The 18,887-nt window shown below is 65.2% G+C and carries 21 protein-coding genes and 1 tRNA gene; 18 read left to right on the forward strand and 4 right to left on the reverse strand.

Annotated elements, in window-relative coordinates:
* The first annotated feature begins 3 nt into the window (after nt 1-3).
* Nucleotides 4-384: a hypothetical protein gene (locus FB548_RS07530; protein ID WP_142124180.1), complete on the forward strand. Its 381-nt coding sequence runs from the start codon at nt 4-6 to the stop codon at nt 382-384.
* Nucleotides 381-827, forward strand: a complete 447-nt coding sequence (locus tag FB548_RS07535; protein ID WP_142124181.1) for a PaaI family thioesterase — start codon at nt 381-383, stop codon at nt 825-827. The genes FB548_RS07530 and FB548_RS07535 overlap by 4 nt, the downstream gene beginning before the upstream one ends.
* 768 nt (nt 828-1,595) lie before the next feature.
* Here the strand turns inward: FB548_RS07535 and FB548_RS07540 are convergent.
* Together FB548_RS07540 and FB548_RS07545 are read right to left on the reverse strand one after the other, a co-directional pair.
* Nucleotides 1,596-2,393, reverse strand: coding sequence for an amidohydrolase (locus tag FB548_RS07540; protein ID WP_142124182.1), 798 nt, complete (start codon nt 2,391-2,393; stop codon nt 1,596-1,598).
* Between the two features lie 148 nt (nt 2,394-2,541).
* Nucleotides 2,542-3,693, reverse strand: a complete 1,152-nt coding sequence (locus FB548_RS07545; protein WP_142124183.1) for a pyridoxal phosphate-dependent aminotransferase — start codon at nt 3,691-3,693, stop codon at nt 2,542-2,544.
* 70 nt (nt 3,694-3,763) lie between these two features.
* On the opposite strand from FB548_RS07545, the gene FB548_RS07550 reads away from it, so the two are divergent.
* The 16 genes from FB548_RS07550 (at nt 3,764) to FB548_RS07625 (ending at nt 17,326) form a co-directional block, all read left to right on the forward strand.
* The gene (locus tag FB548_RS07550; RefSeq protein WP_185742025.1) at nt 3,764-4,270 is read left to right on the forward strand and encodes a DUF3293 domain-containing protein; all 507 of its coding nucleotides are present in this window, start codon (nt 3,764-3,766) and stop codon (nt 4,268-4,270) included.
* A 106-nt stretch (nt 4,271-4,376) separates the two neighbouring features.
* Nucleotides 4,377-5,027 (forward strand): heme ABC exporter ATP-binding protein CcmA, encoded by a 651-nt coding sequence (gene ccmA, locus FB548_RS07555; RefSeq protein ID WP_142124185.1) that lies wholly within the window; start codon nt 4,377-4,379, stop codon nt 5,025-5,027.
* 244 nt (nt 5,028-5,271) lie between these two features.
* Nucleotides 5,272-5,958, forward strand: a complete 687-nt coding sequence (ccmB, locus tag FB548_RS07560) for a heme exporter protein CcmB (protein ID WP_142124186.1) — start codon at nt 5,272-5,274, stop codon at nt 5,956-5,958.
* A gap of 13 nt (nt 5,959-5,971) precedes the next feature.
* Complete coding sequence (locus FB548_RS07565; RefSeq protein ID WP_142124187.1) at nt 5,972-6,730, forward strand: heme ABC transporter permease; 759 nt, start codon at nt 5,972-5,974, stop codon at nt 6,728-6,730.
* Entirely contained in the window at nt 6,727-6,894 is a 168-nt protein-coding gene (locus FB548_RS07570) for a heme exporter protein CcmD (protein ID WP_142124188.1), read from the forward strand. The genes FB548_RS07565 and FB548_RS07570 overlap by 4 nt, the downstream gene beginning before the upstream one ends.
* A 3-nt stretch (nt 6,895-6,897) precedes the next feature.
* Complete coding sequence (gene ccmE, locus FB548_RS07575; RefSeq protein WP_142124189.1) at nt 6,898-7,359, forward strand: cytochrome c maturation protein CcmE; 462 nt, start codon at nt 6,898-6,900, stop codon at nt 7,357-7,359.
* Between the two features lie 285 nt (nt 7,360-7,644).
* Complete coding sequence (locus tag FB548_RS07580; RefSeq protein ID WP_142124190.1) at nt 7,645-9,585, forward strand: heme lyase CcmF/NrfE family subunit; 1,941 nt, start codon at nt 7,645-7,647, stop codon at nt 9,583-9,585.
* Nucleotides 9,582-10,178: a DsbE family thiol:disulfide interchange protein gene (locus FB548_RS07585; protein WP_142124191.1), complete on the forward strand. Its 597-nt coding sequence runs from the start codon at nt 9,582-9,584 to the stop codon at nt 10,176-10,178. The genes FB548_RS07580 and FB548_RS07585 overlap by 4 nt, the downstream gene beginning before the upstream one ends.
* A gap of 17 nt (nt 10,179-10,195) precedes the next feature.
* A complete protein-coding gene (locus FB548_RS07590) occupies nt 10,196-10,630 on the forward strand; it encodes a cytochrome c-type biogenesis protein (RefSeq protein WP_185742059.1) in 435 nt (144 codons plus the stop codon).
* Nucleotides 10,630-11,646 (forward strand): tetratricopeptide repeat protein, encoded by a 1,017-nt coding sequence (locus tag FB548_RS07595; RefSeq protein WP_142124193.1) that lies wholly within the window; start codon nt 10,630-10,632, stop codon nt 11,644-11,646. Before FB548_RS07590 ends, FB548_RS07595 begins: the two co-directional genes overlap by 1 nt.
* Nucleotides 11,647-11,927: 281 nt before the next feature.
* Nucleotides 11,928-13,055, forward strand: coding sequence for a homoserine O-acetyltransferase (locus FB548_RS07600; protein WP_142124194.1), 1,128 nt, complete (start codon nt 11,928-11,930; stop codon nt 13,053-13,055).
* Nucleotides 13,056-13,294: 239 nt separating this feature from the next.
* Nucleotides 13,295-13,882, forward strand: a complete 588-nt coding sequence (locus FB548_RS07605) for a cysteine dioxygenase family protein (RefSeq protein ID WP_142124195.1) — start codon at nt 13,295-13,297, stop codon at nt 13,880-13,882.
* Nucleotides 13,883-13,943: 61 nt separating this feature from the next.
* Nucleotides 13,944-14,029 (forward strand) — tRNA-Leu (locus tag FB548_RS07610).
* 518 nt (nt 14,030-14,547) lie between these two features.
* Nucleotides 14,548-15,147, forward strand: a complete 600-nt coding sequence (locus FB548_RS07615; protein WP_255470416.1) for an SLATT domain-containing protein — start codon at nt 14,548-14,550, stop codon at nt 15,145-15,147.
* Nucleotides 15,144-16,442 (forward strand): nucleotidyltransferase, encoded by a 1,299-nt coding sequence (locus FB548_RS07620; protein ID WP_142124197.1) that lies wholly within the window; start codon nt 15,144-15,146, stop codon nt 16,440-16,442. Before FB548_RS07615 ends, FB548_RS07620 begins: the two co-directional genes overlap by 4 nt.
* A gap of 434 nt (nt 16,443-16,876) precedes the next feature.
* Nucleotides 16,877-17,326, forward strand: a complete 450-nt coding sequence (locus tag FB548_RS07625; protein ID WP_142124198.1) for a hypothetical protein — start codon at nt 16,877-16,879, stop codon at nt 17,324-17,326.
* Nucleotides 17,327-17,443: 117 nt separating this feature from the next.
* Here FB548_RS07625 and FB548_RS07630 read toward each other — a convergent pair whose 3' ends face one another.
* Both FB548_RS07630 and FB548_RS07635 read right to left on the reverse strand, forming a co-directional pair.
* The gene (locus FB548_RS07630; protein WP_142124199.1) at nt 17,444-17,830 is read right to left on the reverse strand and encodes a hypothetical protein; all 387 of its coding nucleotides are present in this window, start codon (nt 17,828-17,830) and stop codon (nt 17,444-17,446) included.
* A gap of 234 nt (nt 17,831-18,064) precedes the next feature.
* Complete coding sequence (locus FB548_RS07635) at nt 18,065-18,505, reverse strand: hypothetical protein (RefSeq protein WP_255470417.1); 441 nt, start codon at nt 18,503-18,505, stop codon at nt 18,065-18,067.
* Nucleotides 18,506-18,887: the final 382 nt, after the last annotated feature.

The raw sequence follows: 18,887 nt of genomic DNA on the forward strand, positions 1-18,887 counted from the left end.
CCAGTGATCAAGAACCTCCTGCTCGCGTTCGCGTTGTGCTGCGCTCCTGCGGCGCACGCACAGGCAGCGCTCGACTACACGCAAGCCAAGCAACGCGCGGATGCCGACGAAGCCGCGCTGGCGCCGGAGCAGGCGGCATCGCTGCGCGACGCACAGGCCATCGCGCTCGATGCCGGCATCAGCGCATGCGCGACCCCCACGGCGGACACCTCGCCGTTCGTGGTCGTGGCGGAGCTGGACGCCACCGGCAAGGTGGTACGCACGTGGCGGGAAGGCGCGACGCCCCTGGCCATCTGCGTGCAGAAGCAGATCGCGGGCAAGACGCTGTCGGCACCTGGACGCGCGCCTTTCTTCACTTCGTTCGAGCTTAGTTTCACGCCATGAGCGACGGCACCGACATCAACGCCCTGCTGCGCGCGCGCCTGCCCGCCGGCGCGCCACTGCAGATTCCGCCGCCGTGCCTGCTCGACATGCAGGGCGAGCCGGTCGCCTACGTGGAAGGCGAATCGCTGGCGATGCGGTTCCCGGTGCTGGCGCGCTACCAGAACCCGATCGGGCACATGCAGGGCGGCTTCATCGTCGCCGCGCTGGACAATACACTGGGCCCGTTCTCGTACCTGATTGCGCCGCCCAGCGTGACGACGTCGCTCAACGCGCAATACATGCGCCCGGTGACGCCGGACATGCCGCACATCACCTGCCATGCGCGGCTGGTACAGCGCACGCGCAACCAGCTGTTCCTCGCGGGCGAGGTCCACGATGATGCAGCGCGCGTGCTGGTGATGTGCCAGGCGGTGTGCCAGATCCTGCCGCAAAAGGCGGGTTGATCGCGCGGCAACAAGTAGTGAGCGTGATACGCACACCGCGCACTAACCGATCGGGTTCAACCTCTTTCGGTTAAGTCTGATGTGTGCCGGCATGGTGCCGCTGGCCGCGGGGGCCTTACTTTCTTTGCTTGTGCAAAGAAAGTAAGCAAAGAAAGCACACCCCGGCGGTCCGCCCGCCGCACGCGGCGGGTGCGCAGTCCCGGCGGGAATTTTCGGACGGGGCATCCTGCCCCGGCCGAAAATGGCGCACATCCTTGTGTGCCGCCCCTGCGGGGTTTGACCCACCGGGACTGCCGGACCTAAGGGGTCCCAAGAGCCGCGCCTGACCGATCGAAACTCGCGACGAGCTTTTGACTTTGCCTTTGCTCCCGCTCCCGGGTCCCCATGAGGCACGGCGAGCGGGCCAGGTAAAACCCGAAGGGCGCCGCCCTGGATGGGCGGCGTTTTCGTATGGCACATGGATGTGCCTTACGAAAACTCCTGGCCCGCTCGCGGACCCGGAGCGAAGCGCAGGGCGTGCCGCCTGGGGTGTGCTTTCTTTGGTTACTTTCTTTGCACAAGCAAAGAAAGTGACGCCTCGCGGCGAACGCGTCATCTATGCGAAAAGAGAAAAGCCATCCCGCAAAGCCACGAAACCAGTGCCATCGCGGATGTGGCTCAAGGCAGACGCCAAGAGGGATACGGACTTCGTTGCCCCTCACCCCAACCCCTCTCCCCCACAGGGACTTCCTCCGGTCGCCGGTAGGAGAGGGGCTTCAAAGGCGGAGTTCAGCGCAGCTCGAACCGGTCCGCATCCAGCATCGCCGGGAACTTTTCCCGATGCGCCACCAGCGCTTCCGCCGAGATCGTCGTCGTCACCACCCCCTCGCCCGCAGGCAACTCCACCACCGGCTGCCCCAGGAAATCGATCACAGCACTGTCGCCGCTGTAGACGTGCCCATTGCCATCCGTGCCCGCGCGATTCACCGCCGCCACGTAGCAGAGATTCTCGATCGCACGCGCCCGCAGCAACGTCTTCCATGCATACGCGCGCGGCGCCGGCCAGTTCGCGACGAACAGCTGCAGATCGAAATCGAGTTGCCCCGCACGCTCCACGTCGTAGCGGTTGCGCGCGAACACCGGAAAGCGCAGGTCGTAGCAGACCAGCGGATTGATCCGCCATCCCTTCCACTCCAGCGTCAACCGGTTGCTGCCCACGGCATAGCGCTTGTGCTCGTTGGCGTAACGGAACAAGTGGCGCTTGTCGTAGTGCTGCAGGCTGCCATCGGGTGTGGCAAACAGCAGACGGTTGAACACGCCTTCGTCCGTACGCAGCTGCACGCTGCCGGTCACCGCCGCGCCGAGCGTTGCCGCCTGTTCGCGGATCCATGCCACCGTGGCGCCGTCCATGCCCTCGGCCTGGTCGATGGCCTCGTTGCTGAAGCCGCTGGTGAACGTCTCCGGCAGGATCACCAGATCGGTCTTTCCGGCAAGCGGCGCGATCAGGCCACCGTAGTAGTCGCGGTTGCCCGCCGGGTCATGCCAGCGCGTCTCGCCCTGGACAAGGGAAATGCGGAGGTCCTGCATGCGTTCTGTCTCCAAGCCGCCATCATGATGATGGTCGCGATGTTTCCTGCGTCATCCCAGCGCACGCTGGGATCCATCTTGCTGTTGCACTTTTCCAGTGGACGGCAAAGCACATCCCAATGGGTCCCAGCGTTCGCTGGGACGACGGTCAGAGTTTTTTCAACCGTTCGATCGCCGCATCCAGCGTCGCCTCGTTCTTGGCGAAGCACAGCCGCGCCAGGCGCTGGCCGGCCGGGGGCGTCTCGTAGAACGGCGACAGCGGGATCGCGGTGACACCATGCTCGATGGTCAGCCACTTCACGAACTCCGCATCCGGCAGAGCGCTGACGGCGGAATAGTCGACCAGCTGGAAGTAACCACCCGGCACCGGCAGCGGCATGAACTTCGTGCCCAACAACTGCTCGCGGAAGCGGTCGCGCTTCTCCTGGTAGAACGTGCCCAGCTGTTCGTAGTGCTCCGGTTCTTCCCGGATCATCGCGGCGAACGCGTGCTGCGCCGGCGCGAACGTGCAGAACACGTTGTACTGGTGCACTTTGCGGAACTCCGCGCTCAGCGCTGGCGGCGCGATGGCGTAGCCGATCTTCCAGCCGGTGCAGTGATAGGTCTTGCCGAAGCTGGACACCACGAAGGCGCGCGCCGCCAGTTCGGGATAGCGCAGGATGGATTCGTGGCGGCGGCCGTCGAACACGATGTGCTCGTAGACCTCGTCGGAGATCAGGTAGATGCCCGTGCCTTCCAGCAGCGCCGACAGCGCGCGGATATCGGCTTCGTCGAACATCGCGCCTGACGGGTTGTGCGGGCTGTTGATGATCAGCAGACGCGTCTTCGGCGTGATGGCGGCCCTCACGCGGTCCCAATCCACCGCGAAGGTCCGCGGATCCAGCGGCACATGCACGGCACGCGCACCCGCCAGTTCGATGGCCGGCTCGTAGCTGTCGTAGGCCGGGTCCAGCACGATGACGTCTTCGCCCGGGCGCACCACCGCGTGGATCGCGTTGAACAGCGCCTCGGTGGCGCCGCTGGTCACGGTGATCTCGGTGTCCGGGTTCACTTCGCGGCCGTAGCAGCGCAATACCTTCTCGGCGATGGCCTGACGCAGCGGCGCCACGCCCGTCATGGGCGCGTACTGGTTGTGGCCGGCGCGCATGGCGGCATCCAGTTCGTCCACCAGCCGCTGCGGCACCGCGAAGTCCGGGAAGCCCTGCCCCAGGTTGACCGCGCCGTGCTCGGCGGCGAGCTGCGACATCACAGTGAAGATGGTGGTGCCCACCTTGGGCAGCTTGGTCTGCGGCTGGGACATCCTGGTTCAGGCACTCGATGAAGGGGAAGGCGGAGTGTACGCGCTGGGCGTTACGCGCGATGATGCGGCCATGGCCGACCACCGCGTTCCCGCTGCCGGCGCGACCCTCGGGGATGTCCCCGAGGCGGAACGCGCACGGCTGGCCAAGGCTTGGGCTGCCGCGCACTATTTCGTCACCGTGGGTCGGCAGGAATGGCTGTTCCGCACCGGCTCGACCGCGCCGGATGTCGAACGCCAGGTCATGGCGACGCGCTATCTGTTCATCACCGCGTGGAACCCGCCTCCCGGCGAGGCAACCCGCCCCGTCAACGACGCCGCGCAGGAGCGCCTGCACTCACGCTTGTCCACGTTGGGACTGGGCTTCCACCCGGCGCTGGGCTGCAACAACCAGGGCGGCATGGTCGAACATGGCTGCCTGGCGCTGGACGCCACGCTGGAACAAGCCGATGCCCTGGCGCGCGAGTTCGGCCAGGGCGGCACCCTCTTCTGGCACGCCGACACACCGGTGCGACTGCGGATGATGTGGCCCCGGCCGCCGCAGGCCGACGGCGATCCGCATACCGACTGGGTGGGGTGACGGACCGCGACCGTCTGTCGCAGGCGGCCGGACCGGCCCCTCCGTTTAGAATGGGCGATTGAGCCTCCAGGACACCCCAGCCTCCCGCCCGGGAACGCCCGATCCGATGACCGACGCCGCTTCCCGCCACCCGCCGTTGCTGGCTGCCCGCGCCCTGGCGTTCTCGCGCAATGACGAGCCGGTGTTCGGGCCGCTGGATTTTGCCGTGGATGCAGGCGAGGCACTGCTGGTGCAGGGCGGCAATGGCGTCGGCAAGACCACCCTGCTGCGCGTCCTGGCCGGCCTGCTGCGGGCCGATGCTGGCCAGATCGACATCGACGGCCAACCCGCCGGTCCGTCGCGCCGGGCGCATGCGATGGCCTATCTGGGCCACCTGCCGGCCCTGAAAGCCGACCTGAATACCCTGGAAAACCTCAACTTCCTCTGCGGCCTGCACGGTCGCCGCGCCCGCCAGATGCCCGGCAATGCGCTGGCGATGGTCGGCCTGGCCGGTTACGAGGATGCCCTGGCCCGCCAGCTCTCCGCCGGCCAGAAGAAGCGTCTCTCGCTCGCCCGCCTGTGGCTGTCGCCCTCGCCGCTGTGGCTGCTGGACGAGCCCTACGCCAACCTCGACCTGGACGGCATCAACCTGGTGAACCGGATGATCTCGGCCCACCTGCGCGATGGCGGTGCCGCACTGGTCACCACCCACGGCGCCTACGCCGCGCCACCGGTGCAGACGCGGATGCTGGTGCTGGAACGGGGAGACGCGACATGAGTCCGGCGGCCGTGTCCTCGAACCTGCCGCACGCCGCCCCCTCCCCCGTTCAGGGGGGAGGCCTGGGGTGGGGGGAAACCGGCACCTGGAAGCGCGCCGACGGGGCATTTCATCGAGTGGCGCGGACAAGCAGAAGACGACCGTGGAATGCCTGGGCAGCGATCACCGCCCACTGCTTCGCTTCGCCCCCATCCCCGCCTTCCCCCGCAAGCAGGGGAAGGGGTTGCTTCATGGGAGCTCACGCATGAGCACCGCGCCGTCCCTGCTCCAGACCGCCCGCGCGCTGATCACGCGCGACGTGCAACTCCTGTGGCGCCGTCGCGGCGACGCCCTGCAACCGGCGTTGTTCGCGCTGCTGGTGGTGGTGCTGTTCGCCCTCGGCTTGGGCACCGCGCCGCTGGTGCTGTCGAAGGTCGCGCCCGCCGTGGTGTGGGTGGCGGTGCTGCTGGCTGGCCTGCTGTCGCTGGACACCCTGTTCCGGGGCGATGCCGAGGACGGTTCGCTTGAACAATGGATCCTCGCGCCGGTGCCGCTGGCCTGGCTGGTGCTGGTGCGCGTGCTGACCCACTGGGCGACCACCGCCCTGCCCCTGGTGCTGGCCACGCCGCTGCTGGGCGAGATGCTGCACCTGCCCCACAGCCAGTTGCCGATGCTGCTCGCCACGCTCGCGCTGGGCACGCCACTGCTGAGCCTGCTTGGCGCGGTGGTGGCAGCACTGACGGTCGGCATGAGGCGCTCTGGTATCCTTGTGGCCCTGCTGGCGCTGCCGTTGTACGTCCCCGTGCTGGTATTCGGCGCCGGCGCCGTGGCCGCCAGCGCACAAGGACTGGATGCCTCCGGTGCCCTCCTCTGGCTGGGTGCCGGTCTGCTGCTCTCGCTGCTGCTGGCGCCGCTGGCGGCCGCCGCAGCGATCCGCATCGCCCTGACCTGAAGACCGCCGCCGCATGAATCCCCTCGTCCGCTGGTTCCACCAACTCGGTTCGCCCCCGTACTTCGACCGCTTCGCAGCGCGCTGGACGCCGTGGTGCTACCTGGCGGCGATCGTGCTGCTCGGCCTCGGCCTGTGGCAGGCGCTGTTCGTGGTGCCGGCCGACTACCAGCAGGGCGACAGCTTCCGCATCCTCTACATCCACGTGCCCAGCGCGTGGATGAGCATGTTCGTGTTCGGCCTGATGGCGTTCTACGCGGCCATCGCACTGGTCTGGCGCATCAAGCTGTGCGAGATCCTGGCCATGGCCTGCGCGCCCACCGGCGCCGCGTTCACCGTCATCACCCTGGCCACCGGCAGCATCTGGGGCAAGCCGATGTGGGGCACGTGGTGGGACTGGGACCCGCGCCTGACCACCGAACTGATCCTGCTGTTCCTCTACCTGGGCGTGATGGGTCTTTACGGCGCCATCGACGATCGCCGCAACGCTGCGCGCGCGGCCGGCCTGCTGGCCATTGTCGGCGTGGCGATCCTGCCGGTGATCCGTTACTCGGTAGTGTGGTGGAACTCGCTGCACCAGGGCCAGACCATCCGGGTGTTCGGCGAATCCAGCATGGACGACAGCATGATCCTGCCGCTGGTGCTGATGGTGATCGCGACGAAGTTCTGGTTCGCCGGCTCGCTGCTGGCGCGTGCGCGCGCCGACAACCTGCGCCGCGAAGCGGGCAAGGACTGGGTGGCGAAGCTGGCCGCCGCGCAGGGAGCCACGCCGTGAGCTATTTCGAATACGTCATCGGCGCGTACGCCGTGTTCGCCCTCGTGCTGGGTTGGGATTTCCTGGCTCCGCGCCTGCAGGTGCGCCGCGAACTTCGCGCCGCCCGCCAACGCGTAGCGCGCGATGCGCGCCGCAGCGCCGCCCCCGCCGACCTGGAACGCTGACCGATGAACCCCGTTCGACGCCGCCGCCTGCTGTTCGTGCTGCTCGCCGTCGTGGTGGCCGGCATCGCCACCACGCTGATCGCGATGGCTCTGCAACGCAACGTGGCCTACCTGTACACGCCCGCCGAAGTGCTGCGCGGCGAAGCCGGTGAATCGCGCTTCCGCCTCGGCGGCATGGTCGAGAAAGGCTCGTTCAAGCGCGAACCCGGCTCGCTGGTCTCGCAGTTCGGCGTCACCGACGGCGACGCGCAGCTGACGGTGCGCTACGACAAGATCCTGCCCGACCTGTTCCGCGAGGGACAGGCCGTGGTCGCCACCGGCTCGATGCAGGACGGCGTGTTCGTCGCCACCGATGTGCTGGCCAAGCACGACGAGGCCTACATGCCGAAGGAAGTGGCCGACAAGATGGGCAAGGCGCACCAGAAGCACGACGTGCCTGCTGCGCCCGCGGGGTCGGCGAATTGATCGCCGCATCCGCCGCCCATTCCCTTCTCCCCGCCCGCGGGGAGAAGGTGCCCGGAGGGCGGATGAGGGGCGCTCTTGCTTCCACGCGCATGCGCACGAAGCGCAGCCAGCGCGTGCCGACAGACTCCCATCGCTTGAAACTCGGCGACTCCGCTCGCCCCTCACCCGCCTTCGGCACCCACCCCGGCCGGGCGCAGCGCGCCCGGCGTTCAAACGATCTGCGCGGCATGCCGCGCAAGCAGATCGTTCTCACCCCCGTCCGCAGGGCGAGGGAATGGATGACTGATGCTTCCTGAACTCGGACAAATCGCGCTGATCCTGGCGCTGCTGGTCGCGATCCTGCAGTCGGTGCTCCCGCTGGCCGGCGCGCACCGCAACAAGGCCGCGTGGATGGACGTGGCGCGCCCCGCCGCGTATGCCCAGCTCTGGCTGGTGATGCTGGCCTTCATCGCGCTGACCATGGCGTTCGTGAAGCAGGATTTCTCGGTCAAGTACGTGGCCGACAATTCCAATTCCCTGCTGCCCATGGTCTATCGCTACACCGCAGTGTGGGGCTCGCACGAAGGCTCGCTGTTGTTATGGGCGCTGGTGCTGGCGATCTGGACCGCCGCGGTGGCGCTGTTCTCGCGACGCCTGCCGGACGTGGTGATGGCACGCGTGCTGGGCGTGATGGGCGTGGTCGCCATCGGCTTTCTGGCCTTCCTGATCTTCACTTCGAATCCCTTTGTCCGCCTGTTGCCCTCGCCGGGCGAAGGCCGCGATCTCAATCCGCTGCTGCAGGATCCGGGGATGATCATCCATCCGCCGCTGCTGTACGTGGGCTACGTGGGCTTCGTCGTGCCGTTCGCATTCGCCATCGCCGCCCTGTTGGACGGCCGCGTCGACGCGCGCTGGCTGCGCTGGACGCGCCCGTGGACCAACGTGGCCTGGGGCTTCCTGACGCTGGGCATCGCGTTGGGCAGCTGGTGGGCGTACTACGAACTGGGCTGGGGCGGCTGGTGGTTCTGGGATCCGGTCGAGAACGCCAGCTTCATGCCGTGGCTGGTCGGCGCGGCGCTGATCCATTCGCAGGCGGTCACCGAGAAGCGCGGCGCGTTCCGCGGCTGGACGCTGCTGCTCGCCATCTCGGCGTTCTCGCTCTCGCTGCTGGGCACGTTCCTGGTGCGCTCGGGCGTGATCACCAGCGTGCACGCGTTCGCCGCCGATCCCACGCGTGGCGTCTTCATCCTGATCTTCCTCGGTGTCGTCATCGGCAGCTCGCTGCTGCTGTATGCATGGCGCGCGCCGCAACTGGCCGATGACGCATCGGAGAAGTCGTACTTCGCCGTCAACGCGCGCGAAACCCTGCTGCTCGCCAACAACCTGCTGCTGACCGCGGCCTGCGCGATGATCCTGCTGGGTACGCTCTACCCGCTGATCGCCGATGCGCTCGATCTTGGCAAGATCTCGGTCGGCCCGCCCTATTTCAGCCTGTTGTTCATCGTGCTGATGGCACCGCTGGTGGCGCTGGTGCCGTTCGGCCCGCTCACCAAGTGGCAGCGCGACAAGGCCTCCCGCCTGGGCGCCATGCTGCTGCCGTGGGCGCTGCTCTCGATCGTCCTGGCTGTTGTCGCCTATTTCGTCGCGCCACAGGGCAAGCTCAAGGCTGCCGCCGGCATCCTGGGTGCCGCCTGGGTCGGCCTGGGCACGCTGCGCTTCGTCTGGTCGCGCCTGCGCGCGAACGGCCGCTTCACTCCTGAGATGCTCGGCATGACGCTGGCGCACACCGGCATCGCGGTGTTCCTGGTCGGCGCGCTGCTGGTGGAAGCGCTGAACGTGCAGCGCGAACTGGCGGTGAAACCCGGCCAGACCGTCGAAGTAGGCCGCTGGGGTTTCCACTTCCAGGGCGTGGACGAAACCCAGGGACCGAACTACCTGTCCGACCGCGGCCACGTGCAGGTGCTGCGCGACGGCAAGCCGGTCGTGCTGCTGCATCCGGAAAAGCGCGCCTACGCCAGCGGTGGCCAGGTGATGACCGAAGCCGGCATCAAGCCCGGCGTGCTGGGCGATGTCTACGTCGCCATCGGCGAACCGCTCGGCAACGATGCCTGGGCGCTGCGCGTGCACATCAAACCCTTCGTCCGCTGGATCTGGCTCGGCGCCGCCCTGATGGCCCTCGGCGGCTTCGTCACCGCCGCCGACCGCCGGTTCCGGAACCACAAGAAACCCGAGGCGCGTCCCGCATGAACAACGCATCCGAACTCCCACCGTCGCCGCCGCGTTCGCGTGGTGCGCTGACGTTCGCGCTGGTCATCATCGGCCTGTTCTTCGTCGGCCTGATGGGCCTGCTGTACTACGGCGTGTCGCAGTCCGACCGTGCCGGCCGCGACGCGCTGCCCTCGCCGCTGATCGGCAAGCCCGCGCCCGCGTTCGAGATGCCCCTGCTGCACGATCCGGCCAAGCGCGTCACCAACGCCGACCTCGCCGGCCAGCCGTACGTGATGAACGTGTGGGGCAGCTGGTGCCCGGAATGCCGCGTCGAACATCCCATCCTCACGAAGTTCGCGCTGACCAAGCGCGTGCGCTTCATCGGCTACAACCTCAAGGACGAACGCGAGGATGCGCTGCGCTGGCTGGACCAGTTCGGCAACCCGTACATGATGGTGGTCGCCGACCTCGAAGGCCGCACCGCGATCGACTGGGGCATCTACGGCGCCCCGGAAACCTTCCTGGTCGACGGCCAGGGCGTGATCCGCTGGAAGCACGTCGGCGCCATCGACCAGGCCATCATCGACCACCAGCTGATCCCGGCGCTGGAAAAGATCGAAGCCGGCCGATGAACACCGCTCCCGTTCGCCTGCTGCGCGCTCTGCTGCTGGCCCTGCTGGTCGCCGCCGCGCCCGCCTTCGCGCAGGCCAGCGACCCCACTCCGCTGCAGTTCAACGACACGACCGAGGAAGCCCGCTTCCACAAACTCACCGCCGAACTGCGCTGCGTGATGTGCCAGAACCAGTCGCTGGCCGACTCCAATGCGCAGATCGCGCACGACCTGCGGCGTGAAGTGCTGGACCTGATGCGCCAGGGCAAGGACGACGCGCAGGTGAAGCAGTTCCTGGTCGATCGCTACGGCGAGTTCGTGCTGTACAAGCCCGAGGTCGCGCCCAGCACCTACATCCTGTGGTTCGGACCGCTGCTGCTGTTGCTGGCCGGCGGCGTCTGGGTCGGCCGGATCGTCGCCAAGCGCGCGAAGCAACCCGCGCCGACCACCGACGACGACAACCAGGAGTGGTGATGACCACCTTCGTGATCCTCTCCATCGCACTTTCCGCCGCCGTGCTGCTGGCGGTGCTGTGGCCGCTGTGGCGCGACGCGCGCGCCCTGGTGCTGGCCGGCGTGGCGACACTCGGCATCGCCACGTTCGCGCTGTACCGCGTGGTGGGCACGCCTGCCGCGCTGGAGCCGCAGGCCACCGCCACGATGCCCACGACGCTGGACGATGCCGTGACCCAGCTCGAAGCCGAGCTCGCGAAACAGCCCAACGAACCGGAAGGCTGGCGCCTGCTGGGCAAGTCCTACGCCGCGCTGCAACGTTACGACGAAGCGCAGAAGGCCTTCGAGCGCGCCGTGCAGCTGCTGCCAACCGACGCCGACCTGCTGGTCGAAGCCGCGCAGGCACGGCTGTTCAACAATGCCGAGCGCAAGCTCGACGCGCAGGCGATGGCGCTGCTGGACAAGGCCATCGCCATCCATCCCGATCATCAGCGCGCGCTGTGGTTCGTCGGCCTGGCGCAGCGGCAGGAAGGCAAGCACGCGGAAGCGGCGAAGACCTGGGAGCCGCTGCTGGCCAAGGTCGACCCCAACACCGCCGCCACCCTGCGCACGCAGATCAACGAAGCCCGTGCCGACGCCGGCCTGCCGCCACTGGCGGACACGGCGCCCGCACCAGTCGCCGACGCCACACCTGCACTGCTCACGGTCACGGTCGATCTGGCGCCGGCCCTGAAGGACAAGCTGGCGCCGGGCGACACACTGTTCGTGTTCGCCCGCCAGGTGGGTGGCCCGCCGATGCCGGTCGCCGCCAAACGCCTGCCGGTGGATACCTTCCCGGTGACCGTGCCGCTCGGCGATGGCGACAGCCCCATGCCCACGCTGAAGCTCTCGCAGCTACCGCAGGTGCAGCTGGTCGCCCGCATCGCCAAAGGCAATGGTCCTGCCGCGCAGACCGGCGACCTGGAAGCCGCTGCCGTCACCGCCGACGTCAAGGCCGGCAACAGCTACGCGCTGACGATTGATCGCGTGGTGCCGTGAAGCGCTGTGTGTCGTTCCCTTCTCCCCGCCTGCGGGGAGAAGGTGCCGAAGGCGGATGAGGGGAGCTCTTTGCGCAGCACTCTCCCCATCTCCTCGCAGACGCGCGTCGACCGTTGATCGATGCGCAAGGCCTGCGTCTCCGCTCGCCCCTCACCCGCCCTCCGGGCACCCTCTCCCCGCTTCGCAGGGCGAGGAAAAGCGACGTACCACGGCGTGCGCACGCAACACCACGATGCACCCATGAAATGGCATCACCCCGCCGCATTGCCTACACTGCCGTGATGACCGAATTCATCCCCCCCGGCACCCGCTTCCATCCCCTGCCCTCCCCGTTCCGCATGAAGCGCGGCGGTGCGTTGCATGGCGCGCGGATGGCGTACGAGACCTGGGGCACGTTGAACGAGCGCCGCGACAATGCGGTGCTGATCGTCACCGGGCTGTCGCCGGACGCGCATGCGGCGCGCAATCCGGGCAACGAGGCGGAGGGCTGGTGGGAGGCGATGCTCGGCCCCGGCAAGCCGATCGACACTGACCGCTGGTTCGTGGTCTGCGTGAACTCGCTGGGCAGCTGCAAGGGCTCGACGGGCCCGGCCTCGGTGAATCCGGATACGGGTGGCCTCTACCGCCTCGACTTCCCCGAGCTGTCGGTGGAAGACGGCGCCAACGCGGCCTTCGACGTGGTGCGCGGGCTGGGCATCGAGCAGCTGGCCTGCATCATCGGCAATTCGATGGGCGGGATGACCGCGCTGGCTTACCTGCTGCTGCATCCGGGCGCGGCGCGCACGCACATCAACATCTCGGGCAGTGCGCAGGCGTTGCCGTTCTCCATCGCGATCCGCTCGCTGCAGCGCGAGGCGATCCGGCTGGATCCGCAGTGGAACGGCGGCCAGTACGACGACGACACGTATCCGGAATCGGGCATGCGCATGGCGCGCAAGCTGGGCGTGATCACCTACCGCTCGGCGCTGGAATGGGATGGCCGCTTCGGCCGGGTGCGGTTGGAATCCGATCGTCCTGACGAGGATCCGTTCGGCCTGGAGTTCCAGGTGGAGAGTTACCTGGAAGGCCATGCGCGCCGCTTCGTGCGCCGCTTCGATCCCAACTGCTATCTCTACCTCAGCCGGTCGATGGACTGGTTCGACCTGGCGGAATACGGTGGCGAGGACCGCGCAGACGGCGACGTGATGAAGGGGCTGGCCAGGATCCGCGTGCAGCGTGCGCTGGCGATCGGGGCGGCCACCGACATCCTGTTCCCCCTGCAACAGCAGCAGCAGATCGCCGAGGGGCTGGCGGCCGGCGGGGCGCAGGCGGAGTTCCTGCCGCTGGAATCGCCGCAAGGGCATGATGCCTTCCTGGTGGATTTCGAGCGGTTCGGACCGGCAGTGGCAGGGTTTCTGGCGGGGATCTGAGCCCTCGCTGTTCCCTTCTCCCCGCGCAGCGGGGAGAAGGTGCCGAAGGCGGATGAGGGGCGAGCGCGGCAAACACCCAGGCGCACACCCATCCGGTCTCCGTTCGCCCCTCACCCGCCCGGTGGGCACCCTCTCCCCGCTGCGCGGGGTGAGGGAACGGCCAACCCATCCCGCACCGCAAGACGCCCTCCCCGCCCCACGCGGCTAAAATGGGCCCACACTTTCACCGGGCTCGCCCCATGACCCTCGATTTCCCCGGCGCCGACAAGCTGATCGCTTCGCTGGATGCCGCCGTCGTCCTCGGCGACGACCGTGCCGTCACCGATGCGCTGCGCAAGTCGCTGTGCGAACTGATCTGCGACGAGGACGTGCATCTGCCGTCCTGCGTGCTGGAGCCGATCTCCGACCATTACGCGCGCCGTGAGCTGTACACCAGTCCGGAGCATGGCTACAGCGTCATCGCGATGACGTGGGGCCCGGGCCAGGGCACGAAGATCCATGATCATTCGGGCATGTGGTGCGTGGAGGGGGTGTGGCGCGGGCGGCTGGAGATCACGCAGTACGAGTTGGCGGAGCACGATGACGTGCGCTACCGCTTCGTGCCGGCGGGCACCATCGAGGCCGGCACGGGCTCGGCGGGCAGCCTGATCCCGCCGCACGAGTACCACACCATCCGCAATCCGAGCGACAAGGCGATCGCGGTGAGCCTGCATGTGTACCAGCGCACGATGGTCCGCTGCGGGATCTTCACGCCGGAGGAAGAGGCCGGCACGGACGGCTGGCAGCGCCGCGGTGAGCGATTGCTGGGGACGGACCAGGTCAATTGAGGCGGTGCGGATCCGCGCCCCTGTCGGTGGGGCCCCGGGCTCGGCTATACTCCCCGTCCGCGCCGAAGTGGCGGAATGGTAGACGCAGCGGACTCAAAATCCGCCGCCCTTAAAAGCGTGTGGGTTCGAGTCCCACCTTCGGCACCAAGATCAAACCCTGGACCTCCAGGGTTTTTTCGTTTCTGCACACTTGCGTTATCAGGATGGGCGGAGCACTAGGCGTCTTTCAACGGCGAAGCTGGTTTCACACTCGGTATCCCTCTGCTTAGCCATCCATCGAAGTCCCCTAACGAACAGAAGCCTACCTCTGGCTTGATCCAACTAGTTTCTTTTGAAGCTACCCCTTCCACGGTAGCAACCGGGGTTCGAATCCCGCACGGACGCCGCTTAACCATTATAATCAAAAGCTTACACAGGATTGACCGATCTCCTCACTCGATGACCCGCGTACGGCATTGGATGGGATGAGACAACGAAGCCGCCCTCTTGGGCGGCTTTTTTTCCTTGGATCGTGTCGACTGTTCGATTCCTATTTCCGGCACCAAGCTGTTGCGGAAGGCCGCCCCGTTTGTCGCAGGGGATGAGACTGTGACCGCCTACCTTGACTTCATTCTGTCCGCCCTCACATGAGGGTAAGCGGCAATCCGTCAATCACAGGGGGACGAGTGAACAAGGACCTGTTGCTCAAAGACATTGCCGAGAGCGGCTACAACATCGGCTACGCGGCGAAGAAACATCTAGCAACCTATGACATTGTCGAGAAAGCGCCTGGCTGGATCAGCATCATGAGCTTCGCTTTCGGCGTTCTCGCACTTGTCATTCCTCAGCTTAACAACAACATCCTGGCGGCGTTCTTGTTGATCGTTGCCTACGCGGTCTTCTACTTCAATTCCTACCAAGATACCCGACTGGAATACTCCAAAGTCGGAAGTCGTCTGACGACCATCTTTACCACGCTCCGCTCCCTCCTTTACGAGACAAAGAGTCGAGACGACTCCGCCAATTTTGACGACCTTGAAGCGCGGTATCGCGAGCTGCTCAATGAGTCGCAAAGCATTGGTATCAGCAAGCAGATTTTCCTAAGCGACTGGTACGCACACTACAAATTTTTCTGGCAAGCGGAGCGAAGCTGGCTGGAGGAGTACCGCCCTTTTACCTTTTGGCGGGACAAGATTCCGCTATCAGCCTCGATTACCGGTATCGCTTTGGTGAGCGCCGCAGTCTGCAGCGTTGCCTACTGGATTAACAAGGGGTTCTGCGCGTGAGCGACGCTTCGCTTTTCAGCCAATTTCGAGACAACATCGCAGTAAGTAATGCAGCAGACATTTCGACGAAGTACGCAAATATCACGACCCGGCTGAACAAAGATTTTTGGGACTCCGACTCGGACACCGCACACACTTTACAGATTGGCTCCTATGGCCGCCGAACCGCCATTGATGGCGTAAGCGACTTGGACATGGCCTTTTCCATTCCGAAGGCTAAGTTCGATCACTACAAGAGCCTCGGAAGTGATGGCCCCAAGACGATGCTCGATGATGTCAAAGCATCGCTCCGGAAGCGTTACGACAACGGCACGAAGATCAAAGTTGATGGTCAAGTCGTCGGCGTGTTTTTCTCGAACTACCACGTTGAGGTTTTGCCTGCCTATGAAGATTCCGATGGCAACTTCACGCACGGCGACACAAACACGGGCACTTGGAAGCTAACGAAGCCTCGCCCAGAGATTGAGGCTGTAAATAAGCTCAATTCCGAAACCAACTGGAATCTTAAGAATGCGTGCAAGATGTTGCGCGAGTGGCGGAATCACGTTGGCCTGAAGATGGGCGGACTCCTTATCGACACGCTCGTTTACAACTTCTTTGACGAGCGCAACGAGCACGACGAGGCCACATTCAAGGACTATCCGCAAATGTTCGTTGACCTTTTCACCTATCTAGGTGACTTGGCTGAACAGGATTACTGGTGGGCTCCGGGAAGCAATCAGCGAGTCAAATGCAAGACCAAGTTCCAGCCCAAAGCTAAGAAGGCTGCGAAGCGTTGCCAAGAGGCAATCGACGCGACCGAAGAATCAAAGAAGGTAAAGCATTGGAAGAAGGTGTTTGGCCGGAAGTTTCCCGCCGCACCCGCAACAACTACTGCCTCTGATCGGTCGGTACTCATTCTTTCCTTCGACCGTGAGCAGTTCATCGAAGACAGTATCCCGGTTGATATTCGCTACCACATCGAGGTAGAGGGAGAGGTCCGTGTCGGTAACGCCGTGCAGGATAGGATTCGACAGGCATTGCGTCGAAGGGAGCGTGTTCCTCTCGGCCGACATTTGAGGTTCTACGTCTCTGAATGCGACGTTCCTGAACCCTACGCCATTTGGTGGAAGGTTCGGAATCAAGGTCCAGTCGCCATTGAGCGAAAGATGCTGCGAGGAGAGATCACACCGGACGCGGACGGGCTCAAGCAGAAGTACGAAACAACTGACTTCAGTGGCGACCATTACGTCGAGGTGTACGCCATAAAAGATGGTGTATGTGTCGCGCGTGGAAAGTTGAAGGTGGCCCTCTAGCCCTAAGGGAAGATCCAACGCGGCGATTCGCCCAGGAACATAGGTTGGGCTGAACGAAGTGAAGCCCAACACCGCGCGCCTTCCAACACCTCGATGTTGGGCTTCGCAAGCTCACCCCAACCTATCGCAGCCATTTGAAATAGAAGACGGGCCAGAGGGGCCTTTCGATTCCATGGGGGCACAAGATCAAAGAGTAGTTTGTGCCGTCCCTGCCCAGCCAGATGCTGGGACCAGCAGCGCCGGTTCGACAAGAACAGGGGCAAGAAAGTCTCCTTGCGGTGGATCTGAGCCGCGATAAGAAGTCGGAGCGCCGCAAATGCGCCAGCGGCTGCGCCCAACTGTGAGATATCGCGCTCATCGCCATAGGGAAATCGCCCCGCCAGACGTCTACCGTGATGGATGGGCGCTATTCGCGGCCCGCGCACTGTCGAACGATGATCAAAGACCACCCGAACCCGTACATCCAGGCCTCGCTCCGCGAGCTATCCGCCGCCCTCGACCGGTGCGCACGCCAACTGCAGGCGGCGAATGGGACAGTAGAGCGCCAGGATATGGCACACCTTCTCCTCGCCGCAGCCAAGCGCCTCGCCCCCAAGGACAAGAGCCTGGGAGAGCCGGTCAGTCGCGTACGCGCAGGTGCAGAGGTCCTTCCAGAGTTCTGGCCGCGCTACGAACTCGAGAAGCGCGCAATTCGCTGGCACCTGTTCCACCAAGCCACTGAGGCCGCCGGACTCACGCCTGCGGACTTCGGTGCGTACTTCACACTGACAGGGCGGCCCCTGACGGACCGCGTCCTGGAAAGCGAAGACGGCTACCGCGAAGCCCTGGATTGGATTGAAGAAGCCCGCCGTGCAGGTGACTGGGCCTCTCGCCAAGTTGAGTAGAACCCTAGGCTGGGCCAGGAAACAGAGATCAGAGTGCAATTGCTTCCGGACGACCGGTGAACCTCGCGACGCCGTAGCACCGCGCATCCCGGGTGTCAGTCATCAGCCAAGCGCACTCTAAGGCTCGCCCTGGAACACCAGCGTCACCTTGGGCCTCGCCGGATCACCCGCGCTGTACTGCGTCTGCGGAAAGTCGGGATAGTCCGGGTAGCTCGCATGCAACGTGTCGTTGGACAGCCACCGCAGCTTCAGCGGTGCGTGGTCGAAGGGCGCGTCGAACCCGGCAACGCCGGTGGAGGCCATGCACTCGGCCTTGCGCGAAGACTCCAGCACCGTGACCTGGGTGCGACGGTAGGTGGTCAGGCTGCAGCCGCAATGGCGCAACTCGGCCTTCAGCGTGCCGTCGGGTGATGGCAGCATGTCGACGTATTCGTCCACACAACCGCAGGCGGTCAGGCCGCACAGCAACACACAAGAAACCACGACGCGGGATAGCTGCTTCATGACTGACCGACTCCCAAGCGAAACGACATTCCTGCACCCAATCCTGCCAGCCATTCGCGTCATCGCAAAGCAAAAAAAGGAGGCGCGCTGCGCCTCCCACTAAGAATTCATATAACGCCGGGGGGCTTGCGGCAACGCCAAGGTGCGGGCTGCAGTGCAGTAGGATGGGTTGAGCCGCAGGCGATACCCATGAACCGCGGCGCGCCGCCATCACGACGATGGGTATCGCTTTACTCAACCCATCCTACGTGCGTTTTCCGGCAAAGCCGAAAGCTTCAGCAATGCGCGGGTTCGCACCACCGTGTTCATGACCTCATCCTTGAATCCGCTATCAGATAGCAAGAATTTCTCCAGTTCGGCGGATCGCCGCTTGAGTTCGATGACCCAAGGCCATTCATCGGGGCAAGACTTCACTTCCGCGAATGATCGCTTGCTCTGATCCACATCACCCGCCAAGCCAGCGGACACTGCCAAGTGGTAGTGATTCCATAGCGTGCGGGGCGCCTCGCGCGTGAGCCAGTCCTGCACGTGGGAGGGCGACGGGAAGCGCCCTCGAAGATCGACCAACTCCTTCGCCGCACGCTCTACGAGCGCCTGAGCTGCCGCAGCAAACTGCTCATCGCTCTCGTACGGCTGGAAGCTCTCGACGCGATACTCACCGGCATCGAACGACACGTAGTCCTTCTCGTACCAGAGCCAGCACGCGCCCACATTCAGGTAACTGCCCCGTCCCCAGGCGGAGGGCTGAAATTCGATCACCCCGACCCAGAAGGACTGATCGTCAAGCCAGATCCTGGAGCGTCCCTTCGGTATGCAGCCGAGTGGCTTCAGAACCGATTTCGCGGCGGCATTGATCAGGCGGGCGGACGCAGGCCTTGGCATAGGTCGCCAGCGTACGCCATTCAAGCAAATCGAGGATGCTTCCGGGAGCAGAGGCGGGCTAGGCGGCACACCCTGCAAAACCCGTACAGGACCGTGGCAGTGCCGCCGAACGGCGAGTGCGTACAGCAATGTGGGCACGGAGTGAAGAGTCCTGAAAGCGCGCTTACGTACGTCA

The sequence above is a fragment of the Pseudoxanthomonas sp. 3HH-4 genome (assembly GCF_006716465.1).
In the GTDB taxonomy this organism is placed as follows: domain Bacteria; phylum Pseudomonadota; class Gammaproteobacteria; order Xanthomonadales; family Xanthomonadaceae; genus Pseudoxanthomonas_A.

What these genes read in the sequence shown, in the direction of transcription:
- FB548_RS07535 (WP_142124181.1), top strand. Translation starts at nt 381, where the DNA reads ATGAGCGACGGCACCGACATCAACGCCCTGCTGCGCGCGCGCCTGCCC.
- FB548_RS07540 (WP_142124182.1), bottom strand. Translation starts at nt 2,393, where the DNA reads ATGCAGGACCTCCGCATTTCCCTTGTCCAGGGCGAGACGCGCTGGCAT.
- FB548_RS07545 (WP_142124183.1), bottom strand. Translation starts at nt 3,693, where the DNA reads ATGTCCCAGCCGCAGACCAAGCTGCCCAAGGTGGGCACCACCATCTTC.
- FB548_RS07550 (WP_185742025.1), top strand. Translation starts at nt 3,764, where the DNA reads ATGGCCGACCACCGCGTTCCCGCTGCCGGCGCGACCCTCGGGGATGTC.
- ccmA (WP_142124185.1), top strand. Translation starts at nt 4,377, where the DNA reads ATGACCGACGCCGCTTCCCGCCACCCGCCGTTGCTGGCTGCCCGCGCC.
- ccmB (WP_142124186.1), top strand. Translation starts at nt 5,272, where the DNA reads ATGAGCACCGCGCCGTCCCTGCTCCAGACCGCCCGCGCGCTGATCACG.
- FB548_RS07565 (WP_142124187.1), top strand. Translation starts at nt 5,972, where the DNA reads ATGAATCCCCTCGTCCGCTGGTTCCACCAACTCGGTTCGCCCCCGTAC.
- ccmE (WP_142124189.1), top strand. Translation starts at nt 6,898, where the DNA reads ATGAACCCCGTTCGACGCCGCCGCCTGCTGTTCGTGCTGCTCGCCGTC.
- FB548_RS07580 (WP_142124190.1), top strand. Translation starts at nt 7,645, where the DNA reads ATGCTTCCTGAACTCGGACAAATCGCGCTGATCCTGGCGCTGCTGGTC.
- FB548_RS07585 (WP_142124191.1), top strand. Translation starts at nt 9,582, where the DNA reads ATGAACAACGCATCCGAACTCCCACCGTCGCCGCCGCGTTCGCGTGGT.
- FB548_RS07595 (WP_142124193.1), top strand. Translation starts at nt 10,630, where the DNA reads ATGACCACCTTCGTGATCCTCTCCATCGCACTTTCCGCCGCCGTGCTG.
- FB548_RS07600 (WP_142124194.1), top strand. Translation starts at nt 11,928, where the DNA reads ATGACCGAATTCATCCCCCCCGGCACCCGCTTCCATCCCCTGCCCTCC.
- FB548_RS07605 (WP_142124195.1), top strand. Translation starts at nt 13,295, where the DNA reads ATGACCCTCGATTTCCCCGGCGCCGACAAGCTGATCGCTTCGCTGGAT.
- FB548_RS07625 (WP_142124198.1), top strand. Translation starts at nt 16,877, where the DNA reads ATGATCAAAGACCACCCGAACCCGTACATCCAGGCCTCGCTCCGCGAG.
- FB548_RS07630 (WP_142124199.1), bottom strand. Translation starts at nt 17,830, where the DNA reads ATGAAGCAGCTATCCCGCGTCGTGGTTTCTTGTGTGTTGCTGTGCGGC.